Here is a 13,930-nt window from a genome sequence, read left to right as displayed (position 1 = left end):
TGGTGGGTCACCCGCCGCGGTTGCGCATCCAGTCGGCGGTCTTGAAAAAGGAGTCGCGCAGACGTTCGCGCAGGTCCTCGGGCACGCCCGTTTCACCCATGGCCTGGTCCATGCAGGCCAGCCACTGGTCGCGTTCCTTGATGCCGATGCTGTGGCCGCCAATGCTTTGCGGCAGGTGGCGCGCGCGCAGCATCGGGTGGCCGAAGCGGTCGGTGTAGTGCTGCGGCCCGCCGAGCCAGCCGCACAGAAACCAGAACAGGCGCTGGCGCGCGTTGTCCAGGCTGCTGCCGTGCACGGCGCGCAGTTGCGCATAGGCCGGCTCCAGCTCCATCAGGTCGTAGAAGCGCTCCACCAGCGCCTCCACCTTCGGCTCGCCGCCGATCCATTCGAACGGCGTGCCGGCGGGCGGCTTGTCTTGTATCTGCATGGCGCGCGTCTCTCTGCGGGGCGTGCTCAGACCTGCACGAGGCCCGGAATGTCCACCTCGGGGTTGACGTCGGCGGCGTAGTCCACGCCGTCCAGCCCGAAGCCGAAGAGCCGAAGAAACTCGGCCTTGTAGCTGGCGAAATCCGTAAGCTCGTACAGGTTCTCGTTGGTCACCAGCGGCCACTGCGCCTGCACCAGCGACTGCACCTGCGGCGCCAGTTCCTTGTAGTCCGCACGCAGGCGGCCCTGCCCGTCCAGGTGCGGCGCCTTGCCGTAGAGGCTTTCGGCAAACAGCCCCTGCACCTGCTCGATGCAGCCTTCGTGCGTGCCCTGCTCTTTCATCACCTTGAACAGCAGCGACAGGTACAGCGGCATCATCGGAATGGCCGAGCTGGCCTGCGTGACCACCGCCTTCAGCACCGACACGCGCGCATCGCCGCCCTGCGCGGCCAGCTGCGCGCGAATGCCCAGCACCTTGTCGTCCAGGTCTTTCTTGGCCGCGCCGATGGAGCCGTTCCAATAGATGTCGTGCGTGATCTGCTCGCCCAGGTAGGTAAAGGCCGTGGTCTTGGCGCCATCGGCCAGCACGCCGGCCTGCTGCAGCGCGTCGATCCACATCTGCCAGTCTTCACCGCCCATCACGGCCACGGTGTTGTCGATTTCTTCCTGCGTGGCGGCCTCGAGCACCGTTTCCTTCACGGTCTCGGCGTCGGTGTCCAGGCCGCGCAGGTTCACCGACTTGCCGATGGGCTTGAGCACCGAGTTGAAGACCTGCCCCGTCTTCGGGTGCGTGCGGCGCGGCGAGGCAAGGCTGTAGACCACCAGGTCGATCTGGCCGAGGTCGGCACGCACCGTGTCGATGACCTGCTGCTTCACCGCGTCGGAAAAACCGTCGCCGTTGATGCTGCGGGCATAGCGCCCTTCGGCGGCAGCGGCGCGCTCGAAGGCGGCGGTGTTGTACCAGCCGGGCGAGCCGGGCCGGGTCTCGCTGCCGGCGCGCTCGAAGAACACGGCGAGCGTGTCGGCGCCGCAGCCAAAGGCGGCCGTGATGCGCGCGGCCAGGCCGTAGCCGGTGGAGCCGCCGATCACCAGCACCTTCTTCGGGCCGGCCGCGATGGGGGCCTGCGCCTTGACGTAGGCGATCTGCTGATCGACGTTGGCCGCGCAGCCGGTGGGGTGGGTCGTGACGCAGATGAAGCCGCGCACGCGGGGTTTGATGATCATGGAACTCTCGCTGGATGGGACGCGCGACGCAAGCCGCAGCCGCGAAGGAGCGGCCGCGGCGCCTGAGCGCGTGGGGCGCCGCGAATTTAACCCAGGCCGCAAATGCCTCTTACCGGGAGGGCTCCCCGAAGTCGCCGGCCACCCAGCCGTGAAACCCCATGCACAGGCCGTCGCCGTCGGGCGCCAGTTCGATGGTTTCGGCGGTGTCGGCAGGCTGAACCCGGGCCTGCAGCGCATAGCGCACGCCGTCGCTGTCGGCCACGCCGTCCAGCAACATCAACACGCCGTAGATGGCGTCCAGCGCCGCCTGGCGGGCAATGTCGCGGCACTCCGGCGTGGCGGACGCGGGAATGCGGGCGAAGGCGCGGTCGCGCGCGGCCTGCATCAGGTGGTGGCCGAAGGTGTTGGCCGCGTCGATCCAGCGGCCTTCGGGGTCGGTGCGCCAGGATTCGGGCGGCGGGAGTGGGGTCATCGGTGCTCCATGAAGCTGGCGTCAAGGTGTCGTTGCCGTATCTTGACCGCGGCCACGGCCTCATAGCCGCGCGCACATGTCGATATATGAATTGACCATTTAATGATCCGAAGTTTTATTGATATGGTTTCGCCCTGCTTTCCCTGAAGGAGAAGAACATGCGCTTGAACCTGATTGCCGCGGCCGTTGCCGCTTCCACCCTGCTGCTGGGCACCCTCGCCCACGCCGACCAGCTGGCCGACATCAAGAAGAAGGGCGAGCTGGTCGTCGGCGTGCTCGGCACCGACGAGCCCGCGACCTTCGTCGACCCGAAGACGCGCCAGATCGTCGGCTACGAGGTGGACCTGGTGAACGCCATTGCCAAAAAGATCGGCGTGAAGCCGGTGCTCAAGCAGATCGCGGTGGCCGCGCGCATTCCCGAGCTGCAGCAGGGCCATGTGGACCTGGTGGCCGCCGGCCTCACGCACAACAAGGAGCGCGAGGCGCAGATCGATTTTTCGCTCACCACCTTCGTGACCGGCCAGAAGGCCATCGTGAAGAAGGACAGCGGCATTGCCGAGGTGTCGCAGCTTGCCGGCAAGAAGGTGCTGACCATCCGCGGCGGCACGCAGGAGCCGAACATCCGCAAGGCCGTGCCCAACGTGGATGTCGTCACCTTCGACACGAGCCAGCAGGCCTTCCAGGCGCTGCAGCAGGGCAAGGGCGTGGGCTATGTGGACGACGAGGCCGCGCTGCTGCGCAGCTACGCCAAGCTGGGCCCGCAGAAGGCGCAGTACGTGGTGCTCAAGCAGAACCTGAGCACCGAGGCGCTGGCCATCGGCATCAAGAAGGGCGAGAGCGGCCTGAAGGCGGTGGTGGACGACACGCTGCGCGAGCTGGAGAAGTCGGGCGAGGCGCAGAAGATCTTCGTGAAGTGGTACGGCCCGACGACGGCCTCGGGCTTTCAGACGCGCGACTTCAAGCTGGACAGCGACAAGATCGATTGAGCGGCTGAGCGGCTGAGCGGCTGAGCGGCTGAGCGATCTTTCTTGAATTGCTCCTTCCCCTTCCGGGGGAAGGCTTGGATGGGGGCAAGCGGCCTTTGCACGGGCCGCGGCGAATCGATCGCCGTCGTGCCCCCACCCCAACCCTCCCCCAACGGGGAGGGAGCCAACAGCACCGCGGCGGTGATACTGTCGCCCCCCATGCCCCTGTTCGACTATTCCTTGCTGCTCACCGGCAAGTACCACGACATGCTGATCGCGGGCCTGCTGCTATCGCTGCAGCTGCTCGTGGCCGCGCTGGTGCTTGCGCTGCCCCTTGCACTCGTGGTGGCGCTGCTGCGGCTGTCGCCCTTCGCGCCGCTGCGCTGGCTGGGCTTTGCGTACGTCGAGTCGATCCGCAACATTCCGCTGCTCGCGCACATGCTGTTCTGGTATTTCGGCGCGCCGGAGCTGCTGCCCGAGGGCATCAAGCAATGGCTCTACGCGGGGCACATCGAGGCCTACAGCGCCATCATCGCGCTGGCTCTGTACACGGCGGCCTTCATGGCCGAAGACATCCGCAGCGGCATCCGCGCGATTCCCCCCGTGCAGTTCGAGGCCGGGCGCGCCATGGGCTTCAGCTACCTCGCCACCATGCGCCGCGTGGTGCTGCCGCAGGCGCTGCGCGTGACGGTGCCGCCGCTCATCTCGCAAACGCTGAGCCTGTGGAAGAACACCTCCATTGCCACGGTGATCGGCGTGGCCGAGCTGATGTACCAGGCCGGGCAGGTCGAGAGCGCCACCTTCCGCAGCGCCGAGTCGTTCGCGTTCGCCAGTGCCGCGTACCTGAGCGTGTCGCTGGCCATCACCGGCCTGGCGACCTGGTACCAACACCGCTTCCCGGTGCGAACGATCTGAAGGCGCCCACGCAATGATCGACATCATCAAGGACTACTGGGTCTACTTTCTCATCGGGCAGTACCCCAACGGCCCGCTCGGCGGGCTGGTGCTCACGCTGGTGCTGGCCTCCTGCGGGCTGGTGCTGGCGCTGCCGCTGGGCATCTTGCTGGGGCTGGCGCGCGTGAGCCCATGGCGCTGGCTGCGCTGGCCGGTGACGGGCTTCGTGTTCGTGGTGCGCGGGCTGCCGCTCTTGATGGTGATCTTCTGGGCCTACTTCTTCCTGCCCAGCGTCACCGGCATCAAGACCGACCAGTTCACCACCATGCTGATTGCGCTGGTGGTGTTCGACGCCGCGTACCTGGCCGAGATCGTGCGCGCCGGCATCCAGGGCCTGCCGCGCGGGCAGATGGAAACCGCACGCGCACTGGGCCTGGGGTATGGCCGCGCCATGCGCCTGGTGGTGCTGCCACAGGCGCTGCGCAGCATGCTGCCCTCGCTGGTGAACCAGTTCGTCTCGACCATCAAGGAGACCTCGCTGGGCTACATCATCGGCCTGGCCGAGGTGTCTTTCATTGCCACGCAGATCAACACGCAGGTGTTCACCAAGCCCGCGCAGATCTACCTGATTCTGGGCGGCACATATTTCATTCTCTGCTTCGGCCTGTCGCGCTTCGCCTACCGGCTCGAACGCCGGCTCGCGCGCCGCGGCTTGTCCAGGGCTGCCACGGCAGCCTCCACCGTCGGCCCCAAGGTCTCCGCATGATCGAACTCGAAAAAGTCAACAAGTGGTACGGCAGCTACCACGCGCTGGTCGACATCAGCGAGACCATCCACAAGGGTGAAGTGGTGGTGGTGTGCGGGCCTTCGGGCTCGGGCAAGTCGACGCTGATTCGCACCTTCAACCGGCTGGAGCCCATCCAGTCGGGCCGCATCGTGGTGGGCGGCCAGGACATTCATGCACCGGGCCTGGACGTGAACGCTTTCCGCTCGCGCATCGGCTTCGTGTTTCAGCAGTTCAACCTGTTCCCTCACCTCACCGTGCTGCAGAACTGCACCATGGCGCCGATGCAGTTGCGCGGCCTGTCGCGCGAGCAGGCCGACGAGCGCGCCATGGCGCTGCTGCAGCGCGTGGGCCTGGCGCACAAGGCCAATGCATGGCCGAGCGAGCTCTCCGGCGGCCAGCAGCAGCGCGTGGCCATTGCGCGCGCACTGGCCATGCAGCCGCCGCTGATGCTGTTCGACGAACCCACCAGCGCGCTCGACCCCGAGATGGTGGGCGAGGTGCTGCTGGCCATGCGAGACCTGGTGCGCGACGGCATGACCATGGTCTGCGTGACGCACGAGATGGGCTTTGCGCGCGAGGTGGCCGACCGCGTGCTGTTCATGGACGAAGGCAAGGTGCTGGAACGCGCCACGCCCGACGACTTTTTCAACCGGCCGCAGCATCCGCGCGCGCAACAGTTTCTGTCCGACATTCGTTCGCCCTTTTCACGAGACGCATGACCGATTCACACCTTCCCCTGATCGACGTGGCCACGCTGGTGGCGGGCACGCCGGGCCGTGACGCGGTGGCCGCGCAGATCGGCGCCGCCTGCCGCGCGCACGGCTTCTTCTACGTGACCGGCCATGGCGTGGATGCGGCGCTGGTGCAGCGGCTCGAAGCACTGAGCCACCGCTTCTTCGCGCTGCCCGAAGACACCAAGATGCAATGGCGCATGGCCCTGGGCGGTCGCGCCTGGCGCGGCTACTTTCCGCTGGGCGGCGAGCTGACCTCGGGCCGGCCCGACTGGAAGGAAGGCCTCTACCTGGGCACCGAGCTGCCTGCCACGCACCCGCGGGTGCTGGCGAATACGCCGGTGCATGGCGCGAATCTCTTTCCTGACCTGCCCGACCTGCCGGGCTTTCGCGAGACCATCCTCGATTACATGGCCGCGGTCACGCAGCTGGGCCACCGGCTGATGGAAGGCATTGCGCTGAGCCTCGGGCTGCCCGCCGCGTATTTCGCCGAGCGCTACACGGCCGACCCGCTGATCCTGTTTCGCCTGTTCAACTACCCGACCCAGGCCGTGCCAGAAGGCCTCGATGTGCAATGGGGCGTGGGCGAGCACACCGACTACGGGCTGCTGACCGTGCTGCACCAGGACCAGATCGGCGGCCTCGCGGTGCACACGCCGGGCGGCTGGATCGACGCGCCGCCCGTGGCCGGCTCTTTCGTCTGCAACATCGGCGACATGCTCGACCGCATGACCGGCGGGCTCTACAAGTCGACGCCGCACCGCGTGAAGCGCAACACATCGGGGCACGACCGGCTGTCGTTTCCGCTGTTCTTCGATCCGAACTTCGAGGCCCGCGTGCAGCGCATCGAAGGGCTGGCGGGCGCGCAGGCGCTGGACGACAGCACCGAGCGCTGGGACCGCGCCAACGTGCACGCCTTCAATGGGCGCTACGGCGACTACCTGCTCGCGAAGGTGTCGAAGGTGTTTCCGCAGTTGCGCGACGAAGTGCTCTGAACAAAGGGCATGGGCGCGGGTTCTTCCAGGAAGACATCCTCCCAGCGCTCGATTTGCGCGTCGGGGTCCGAGATGGGCACGAGCTTGTCGCTGCGGCAATAAAAGGTCCAGCCGTCGAACAGCACGTCGTAGTAGGTGCCGGGCAGGTAGCGCTCGCTCGGCGCCTGGTAAGGCAGCGAAACCACTTCGACGATGCGACCGACCGCACGCTCGGTGAAGGGCGACGCCTGGCAGCTGTCGACCACATGGCAGAGCGTGCCGATCTTGATCACACCAGCTTCTCTGCCGCCCCTGCCGCCTCGGCCGTGGGAAACCAGCGCGGCAGGTGCGGCACGGCGTCGTGCAGCGAGCCGAGCACATGGAACGCGCGCTCGGCAATAGCGGCCGGCGGGTGCTTCAGGTCGGGCACCACCACCACCCGCATGCCCGCGGCCAGCGCGGCCTTGGTGCCGTTCTCGCTGTCTTCGAAGGCGATGCAGTCCGCCGGGTCCACGCCCAGCCGCTCGGCCGCGAGCAGGTAGAGCGCGGGGTCTGGCTTGGCGCGCACCACCTCGTCGCCGCCTGCGAAGGCCGAGAAATGGTGCAGCAGGCCGAGGCTGCCCAGGCAGGCCTGGATCTGCCCGCGGGTCGAAGACGACGCCACGGCGCAGCGCGTGCCGCGCGCGTGCAACGCCGCCAGAAATTCGGCCGCGCCGGACTTGATGGGAAAGAGCGGCGCGCCGTCCGAGCGCTCCAGCTGCAGGCGACTGCGCACATGGCCCACCGCGTGGTCGTAGGCCTGTTCGCCGCCCAGCAGCGACGCCAGGATGCGCCGCGACTCGGGGTGGGCCAGCCCCACGACCTGCAGGTACTGGCTGTGCGAAAGCGCGATGTCGAGGGTGAGGGCCGCCTCGATCCAGGCGGCCATGAGGGGGCGCTCCGAGTCGATCAGCAGCCCGTCCATGTCGAAAATTGCGGCAGCGAACATCGGTAGATCCTAATGAAAAAGGGGCCGAACGGCCCCTTTTGAAAGAAACGGCAACAGTGGCTGCAATCGGTCAGTCGCGCGCCAGCGCCCGGTTCAGGCCCAGCGCGGCCAGGGTGGCAATGGCGCCCGACAGCAGGTAGATGCTCACGTAGGCCAGGCCAAAGTGGGCCGACAGGCCCAGCGCGACCAGCGGCGCAAAGGCTGCGCCAATGAGCCAGGCCACGTCGGCCGTCAGCGCGGCGCCCACGTAGCGGTACTTGGGCGCGAAGTTGGAGGTGACGGCGCCGGAGGCCTGGCCGTACGACAGGCCCAGAATCACGAAGCCCACCAGAATGAAGATGTCCTGGCCGACACGGCCACCGTCCAGCAGCGTGGGCGCGAAGCCGCTGAACGCCGCAATCACCGCGGCCAGGCCGCCCAGCGTGAAGCGACGCCCGATGCGGTCGGCCAACAAGCCCGACGCCACGATGCCGGCCGCGCCAAGCACCGCGCCAATCATCTGCACCACCAGAAATTCGGTGATCGACTGGTCGGAGTACAGCGTGATCCACGACAGCGGGAACACGGTGATCAGGTGGAACAGCGCATAGCTGGCCAGCGCGGCGAACGCGCCGATCAGAATGTTGGAGCCCTGCGAGCTGACCAGCTCGCCCACGCTGGTGGGTTCGAGTTCGCGCTCTTCGAGCAGGCGCGAGTAGTCGTCGGTGGCCACCAGGCGCAGGCGGGCGAACAGCGCCACCACGTTGATGGCAAAGGCCACGTAGAAGCTGTAGCGCCAGCCCCAGTCGAGGAAGTCTTCGCTCGGCAGGCTGGAGTACAGAAAGGCGAACAGCGCGCTGGCAATGAAGAAGCCGATGGGCGCACCCAGTTGGCCCAGCATGGCGTACCAGCCGCGGCGGTTGGCCGGTGCGTTCAGCGCCAGCAGCGACGGCAGGCCGTCCCACGAACCGCCCAGCGCCAGGCCCTGGCCGAAGCGGAACACCGACAGCAGCACGATGGCCGTGAAGCCCAGGCTCGAATAGCCCGGCAGGAAGGCGATGCCGGCGGTGGACGTGCCAAGCACGAAAAGCGCCAGCGTGAGCTTGGCTTCGCGCCCGAATCGTCGTTGGATGGCCATCGAGATGACAGTTCCAAACGGCCGCGCAATGAAGGCGAAGGAGAAGATCAGGAACGAATAGAGCACGCCTTCAAGGTGCTTCTCGAAGGGGAAGAACACCGCCGGAAACACCAGCACGGAGGCAATGCCGTAGACGAAGAAGTCGAAATATTCGGATGCGCGGCCGATGATCACGCCGACGGCGATCTCGCCCGGGGCGATGTGCGAGTGGTCATCGCCTGGCCGGGCGTCGCGTTCGGGCGAGCCGGGCTGCGGATGGGCGCCTTGCGGAATGATGCTGGACGTCGTCATTGCTTGCTGTAATTCGAATGCCACGCGGGTGCGCGACATATAAAGATCATGGAGAACCTGTAGCGTCGCACCGAAACACGTTTACCGCCATAGGACAAAACGTCCAATAGGCAAAACCCGTCTCGCGGCGTAGATTGTGGGGTCATTTTGCGCCGACCTCGTACCTCTTTTCCCCACGGCATGCACATCCTAAAGAACCTTCGCCGATCACTCATGCTGCTTACAGCCGTCCTTCTGGCCGGCTGCAACACGGTGTTGATGAACCCCTCCGGCGACATCGCCCATCAGCAGGGACGACTCATCGTCGTCTCCACCGTGCTGATGCTGATCATCATCATCCCGGTGGTGGCCCTGACCATCCTGTTTGCCTGGCGATACCGCCAGTCGAACAAGGAGGCGGTCTACAGCCCCGACTGGGACCACTCCACCCAGCTGGAGCTGGCGATCTGGGCGGCCCCGCTGCTGATCATCATCGCGCTGGGCGCCATCACCTGGATCAGCACCCACACGCTGGACCCGTACCAGCCGCTGCGCCGCATCGACGCCCAGCGCGCCATTCCCGCGGACACCAAGCCGCTGGTGGTCGAAGTGGTGGCCCTCGACTGGAAGTGGCTCTTCATCTACCCCGAGCAAGGCATTGCCACGGTGAACGAGCTGGCCGCCCCGGTGGACCGCCCGATCCTGTTCAAGATCACGGCCTCCTCGGTGATGAACTCGTTCTTCATTCCCGCGCTGGCCGGCCAGATCTACGCCATGCCGGGCATGGAGACCAAGCTGAACGCGGTGATCAACAAGCCGGGCGAGTTCGACGGCTTCTCCGCCAACTACAGCGGCGCGGGCTTCTCGGGCATGCGCTTCAAATTTCACGGCCTGAGCCACGGCGACTTCGACCAATGGGTTGCCAAGGTGAAGACCGGCACCGAAGGCGAACTCAGCCGCGCGCTGTACCAGAAGCTCGAAGCGCCCAGCGAACGCGAACCGGTGCGCCACTACGCCACCGTGGCACCCGACCTGTACGACGCCATCCTGAACCGCTGTGTCGACAGCAGCAAGATGTGCATGAAGCAGATGATGGCCATCGATGCCGACGGCGGACTGGGCAAGCCCGGCGCGTTCAACGTCGCGACCATGCAACCCTGGCAGCCCGACAACATCAATTCGCCGAAGCGTAAGTACGTCACGGCAATGTGCACTACCGAAGAATAACGATGCTCGAACACCTCGACCTCACGAAGCTGGTCTTCGGTCGCCTCACCTGGGAGGCGATTCCCTACCACGAGCCCATCCTGCTTGCCACCTTTGGCGCGGTGGTGCTGGGCGGCATTGCCGTGCTGCTCGCGCTGACGTACTTCAAGTTGTGGGGCCCGCTGTGGCGTGACTGGATCACCAGCATCGACCACAAGAAGATCGGCATCATGTACATCATCCTGGGCCTGGTGATGCTGCTGCGCGGCTTTGCCGACGCGCTGATGATGCGTGCCCAGCAGGCCATGGCCTTCGGGGACAACGCGGGCTTTCTGCCGCCGCACCACTACGACCAGGTCTTCACCGCGCACGGCGTGATCATGATCTTCTTCGTGGCCATGCCGCTGGTCACGGGCCTCATGAACTTCGTGGTGCCGCTGCAGATTGGCGCGCGCGACGTGGCCTTTCCGTTCCTGAACAACTTCAGCTTCTGGATGACCACCTTCGGCGCCGGCCTGGTGATGGCCTCGCTGTTCGTGGGCGAGTTCGCCAAGACCGGCTGGCTGGCGTACCCGCCGCTGTCGGGCATCATCTTCAGCCCCGACGTGGGGGTGGACTACTACATCTGGTCATTGCAGATAGCGGGGGTAGGTACCCTGCTCTCGGGCGTGAACCTGCTGGCCACCATCGTGAAGATGCGCGCGCCCGGCATGACCATGATGAAGATGCCCGTCTTCACGTGGACCGCGCTGTGCACCAACGTGCTGATCGTTGCCGCCTTCCCGGTGCTGACCGCCGTACTGGCCCTGCTGTCGCTGGACCGTTACGTCGGCACCAACTTCTTCACGAACGACATGGGCGGCAACGCCATGATGTACGTGAACCTGATCTGGATCTGGGGCCACCCCGAGGTGTACATCCTGATCCTGCCGGCCTTCGGCATCTTCTCGGAAGTGGTTTCCACGTTCTCCGGCAAGCGGCTGTTCGGCTACGCCTCCATGGTGTACGCCACGGTGGTGATCACCATCCTGTCGTACCTGGTGTGGCTGCATCACTTCTTCACCATGGGCTCCGGCGCCAGCGTGAACTCGTTCTTCGGCATCACGACCATGATCATCTCCATCCCGACCGGGGCGAAGATCTTCAACTGGCTCTTCACCATGTACCGCGGCCGAATTCGTTTCGAGCTGCCCATGATGTGGACCATCGGCTTCATGATCACCTTCGTGTTCGGCGGCATGACCGGCGTGCTGCTGGCGGTGCCACCGGCCGACTTCGTGCTGCACAACAGCCTGTTCCTGATTGCCCACTTCCACAACGTGATCATCGGCGGCGTGCTGTTCGGCATGCTGGCGGGCATCACCTACTGGTTCCCCAAGGCCTTCGGCTACAAGCTCGACCCGTTCTGGGGCAAGTGCTCGTTCTGGTTCTGGATCATCGGTTTCTGGACCGCCTTCATGCCGCTGTACGTGCTGGGCCTGATGGGCGTCACGCGCCGCATGAGCCACTTCCAGGACATGTCGCTGCAGATCTGGTTCCAGGTCGCCGCCTTTGGCGCCGTGCTGATCGCGCTGGGCATTGCCTGCTTCATCATTCAACTGGTGGTGAGCTACATCCGCCGCGAATCGCTGCGCGACACCACGGGCGATCCGTGGGACGGCCGCACGCTGGAGTGGTCGACCTCGTCGCCGCCGCCGGCCTACAACTTCGCGTTCACCCCGCGCATTCATGACAACGACGCCTGGTCGGACATGAAGGCCCGCGGCTACCAGCGCGCGGTGGACGGCTTCAGCCCGATCCACATGCCCAAGAACACGGCCGCCGGCTTCATCATCGCGGCGCTCAGCGCGGCAATGGGCTTCGGCATGATCTGGCAGATGTGGCTGCTGGCCGGCGCGAGCTTCGTGGCCATGCTGGTCGCCATCATCGTTCACACCTTCAACTACAAGCGCGACTACCACATCCCCGCGGATGAAGTCGTTCGCACCGAAGACGCGCGCACGCGCCTCCTGGCTGCCCATGTCTAACAGTACCGCCCTCCCCTCCCACACGAACACCGTGGGCAACGCCGCAAGCGTGCCCACCTTCGAGCTGTTCAACGTTCGCAACGAAGACCACCATCCGGAGAACGGAACCCTGCTGGGGTTCTGGCTCTACCTGATGAGCGACTGCCTGATCTTCGCGTGCCTGTTCGCGGTGTACGGCGTGCTGGGCCGCAGCTATGCGGCCGGCCCTTCGGGCGCCGACCTGTTCGACCTGCCGCTGGTGGCGATGAACACGTCGCTGCTGCTGCTGTCGTCCATCACGTACGGCTTTGCCATGCTGGAAATGCAGCGCAAGCGCATGCGCGGCGTGCTGGTCTGGCTGGCCATCACCGGCCTGCTGGGCGCGGGCTTCATCGGCCTGGAGCTGTATGAATTTGCGCACCTGATCCACGAAGGCGCCGGCCCGCAACGCAGCGCGTTCCTGTCGTCGTTCTTCGCGCTGGTGGGCACGCACGGCCTGCACGTGACCTTCGGCATCATCTGGCTCATCGTGCTGATGGTCCAGCTGCCCAAGCACGGCTTCACCGCCGCCAACCGCCGCCGCCTGATGTGCCTGTCGATGTTCTGGCACTTTCTGGACGTAGTCTGGATCGGCGTTTTCACCTTCGTGTACCTGATGGGATCGCTGCAATGAGCGCGCATATCGACAACGCCGGCCATGGCGCGCATGACGCACATGGTCACGACGACCATGACGACGGCCCCGTGAGCCACAGCACCTTCAAGGGCTACATGACCGGCTTCGTGCTGGCCGTGATCCTCACCGCCATTCCGTTCTGGCTGGTGATGGCCAAGGTGTTCGACAAGCCCAACACCACCGCATTGGTCATCCTGGCCTTTGCCGTGGTGCAGATCGTGGTGCACATGGTGTATTTCCTGCACATGGACGCCAAGTCCGAAGGCGGCTGGAACCTCCTGGCGCTCATCTTCACCATCGTGGTCGTGGTCATCACGCTGGCCGGCTCGCTGTGGGTCATGTATCACATGAACACCAACATGATGCCGTCCATGCACGACATGAAGAACATGCCTTGACGGCCAGCGCAGTCCGCGAGCGTTCCGCTACCGCGCGGGTGGCGCTGGCGGTCTGTGCCGTGCTTGCCTTTGCCGGGTTCGTTGCCCTGGGCACCTGGCAAGTCGAGCGCCGCGCCTGGAAGCTCGATCTCATCGCCCGCGTCGACCAGCGCGTGCACGCCCCGGCCTCCGCGCCGCCGGGACCGGCCGAATGGCCCGCCATCAACGCGGCGAACGCGGCCAATGACGAATACCGGCACCTGCGCCTCGCCGGCACCTTCCTCCACGACAAAGAGACCCTGGTGCAAGCCAGCACCCGGCTGGGTGCCGGCTTCTGGGTGCTGACCCCGCTGAAGGCCGCCGACGGCACCGTGGTGCTGGTCAACCGCGGCTTCGTGCCGCCCGAGGCGCGCGAGCGCTCGGCACGCACCGCGCCCGAGCCCCAGGGCCCGACCACCGTGAACGGCCTGCTGAGGCTGAGCGAACCCAACGGCGGCTTCCTGCGCAAGAACGACGCAGCGGGCGAGCGCTGGTTCTCGCGTGACGTGCAGGCCATTGCCGCGGCGCGCGGGCTGAACGACATCGGCAAGGTGGCGCCCTACTTCGTCGACGCAGAGGCGGCCCAGGTGCCAGCCAATGCAGCAGCAGCAGACACACCAGCCTGGCCGGCGGGCGGCCTCACGGTCATCGCCTTTCCCAACAGCCACGCCGTCTATGCCTTCACCTGGTATGGCCTGGCGCTGATGGTGCTGATAGGGGCGTGGTTCGTCTGGCGCGACGGCAAGAACCGCCCGGGGTCCCCGGGGTGAGCCGAACG

16 protein-coding genes are annotated in these 13,930 nt (G+C 65.9%); 10 read left to right on the top strand and 6 right to left on the bottom strand.

Annotated elements, in window-relative coordinates:
• Positions 1-7 precede the first annotated feature (7 nt).
• From VLK31_RS17060 to VLK31_RS17050, 3 genes are all read right to left on the bottom strand, one after another.
• Positions 8-427, bottom strand: a complete 420-nt coding sequence (locus tag VLK31_RS17060) for a group II truncated hemoglobin (protein WP_409169603.1) — start codon at positions 425-427, stop codon at positions 8-10.
• Positions 428-453: 26 nt separating this feature from the next.
• Positions 454-1,650, bottom strand: coding sequence for an enoyl-ACP reductase FabV (gene fabV / locus VLK31_RS17055; RefSeq protein WP_409169602.1), 1,197 nt, complete (start codon positions 1,648-1,650; stop codon positions 454-456).
• A 109-nt stretch (positions 1,651-1,759) separates the two neighbouring features.
• Complete coding sequence (locus tag VLK31_RS17050) at positions 1,760-2,122, bottom strand: hypothetical protein (protein WP_409169601.1); 363 nt, start codon at positions 2,120-2,122, stop codon at positions 1,760-1,762.
• 158 nt (positions 2,123-2,280) lie between these two features.
• On the opposite strand from VLK31_RS17050, the gene VLK31_RS17045 reads away from it, so the two are divergent.
• The 5 genes from VLK31_RS17045 to VLK31_RS17025 all read left to right on the top strand — a co-directional run bounded on the left by VLK31_RS17045 (position 2,281) and on the right by VLK31_RS17025 (position 6,494).
• Positions 2,281-3,108, top strand: coding sequence for an ABC transporter substrate-binding protein (locus VLK31_RS17045; RefSeq protein ID WP_409169600.1), 828 nt, complete (start codon positions 2,281-2,283; stop codon positions 3,106-3,108).
• Positions 3,109-3,306: 198 nt separating this feature from the next.
• Positions 3,307-4,002 carry an amino acid ABC transporter permease gene (locus VLK31_RS17040; RefSeq protein WP_409169599.1) on the top strand — a complete coding sequence of 232 codons (696 nt, stop codon included), beginning with the start codon at positions 3,307-3,309 and terminating at the stop codon, positions 4,000-4,002.
• 13 nt (positions 4,003-4,015) lie between these two features.
• The gene (locus VLK31_RS17035; RefSeq protein WP_409169598.1) at positions 4,016-4,747 is read left to right on the top strand and encodes an amino acid ABC transporter permease; all 732 of its coding nucleotides are present in this window, start codon (positions 4,016-4,018) and stop codon (positions 4,745-4,747) included.
• On the top strand, positions 4,744-5,487 hold the full coding sequence (locus VLK31_RS17030; protein WP_409169597.1) for an amino acid ABC transporter ATP-binding protein: 744 nt from the start codon (positions 4,744-4,746) through the stop codon (positions 5,485-5,487). The genes VLK31_RS17035 and VLK31_RS17030 overlap by 4 nt, the downstream gene beginning before the upstream one ends.
• Positions 5,484-6,494: an isopenicillin N synthase family dioxygenase gene (locus VLK31_RS17025; protein ID WP_409169596.1), complete on the top strand. Its 1,011-nt coding sequence runs from the start codon at positions 5,484-5,486 to the stop codon at positions 6,492-6,494. The genes VLK31_RS17030 and VLK31_RS17025 overlap by 4 nt, the downstream gene beginning before the upstream one ends.
• On the opposite strand, the gene VLK31_RS17020 is transcribed toward VLK31_RS17025, so the two are convergent.
• The 3 genes from VLK31_RS17020 to VLK31_RS17010 form a co-directional block, all read right to left on the bottom strand.
• Positions 6,437-6,766, bottom strand: a complete 330-nt coding sequence (locus VLK31_RS17020; protein WP_409169595.1) for a hypothetical protein — start codon at positions 6,764-6,766, stop codon at positions 6,437-6,439. The genes VLK31_RS17025 and VLK31_RS17020 overlap by 58 nt on opposite strands.
• A complete protein-coding gene (locus tag VLK31_RS17015) occupies positions 6,763-7,461 on the bottom strand; it encodes an HAD family hydrolase (protein WP_409169594.1) in 699 nt (232 codons plus the stop codon). Before VLK31_RS17015 ends, VLK31_RS17020 begins: the two co-directional genes overlap by 4 nt.
• A 70-nt stretch (positions 7,462-7,531) precedes the next feature.
• Entirely contained in the window at positions 7,532-8,869 is a 1,338-nt protein-coding gene (locus tag VLK31_RS17010) for an MFS transporter (RefSeq protein ID WP_409169593.1), read from the bottom strand.
• A 180-nt stretch (positions 8,870-9,049) separates the two neighbouring features.
• On the opposite strand from VLK31_RS17010, the gene cyoA reads away from it, so the two are divergent.
• The 5 genes from cyoA to VLK31_RS16985 are packed head-to-tail and all read left to right on the top strand — an operon-like array spanning position 9,050 to position 13,922.
• Positions 9,050-10,075, top strand: coding sequence for a ubiquinol oxidase subunit II (cyoA, locus tag VLK31_RS17005; protein ID WP_409169592.1), 1,026 nt, complete (start codon positions 9,050-9,052; stop codon positions 10,073-10,075).
• Positions 10,076-10,077: 2 nt separating this feature from the next.
• The gene (gene cyoB / locus VLK31_RS17000; RefSeq protein WP_409169591.1) at positions 10,078-12,081 is read left to right on the top strand and encodes a cytochrome o ubiquinol oxidase subunit I; all 2,004 of its coding nucleotides are present in this window, start codon (positions 10,078-10,080) and stop codon (positions 12,079-12,081) included.
• Entirely contained in the window at positions 12,074-12,733 is a 660-nt protein-coding gene (cyoC, locus tag VLK31_RS16995; protein ID WP_409169590.1) for a cytochrome o ubiquinol oxidase subunit III, read from the top strand. Before cyoB ends, cyoC begins: the two co-directional genes overlap by 8 nt.
• Positions 12,730-13,134, top strand: a complete 405-nt coding sequence (cyoD, locus tag VLK31_RS16990; RefSeq protein ID WP_409169589.1) for a cytochrome o ubiquinol oxidase subunit IV — start codon at positions 12,730-12,732, stop codon at positions 13,132-13,134. The genes cyoC and cyoD overlap by 4 nt, the downstream gene beginning before the upstream one ends.
• Positions 13,131-13,922 carry an SURF1 family protein gene (locus VLK31_RS16985; RefSeq protein WP_409169588.1) on the top strand — a complete coding sequence of 264 codons (792 nt, stop codon included), beginning with the start codon at positions 13,131-13,133 and terminating at the stop codon, positions 13,920-13,922. Before cyoD ends, VLK31_RS16985 begins: the two co-directional genes overlap by 4 nt.
• Positions 13,923-13,930 lie beyond the last annotated feature (8 nt).

Source organism: Variovorax sp. H27-G14, from assembly GCF_046156345.1.
Classification (GTDB): Bacteria; Pseudomonadota; Gammaproteobacteria; order Burkholderiales; family Burkholderiaceae_C; genus Variovorax.
This window is presented reverse-complemented; position numbering and strand designations above follow the sequence as displayed.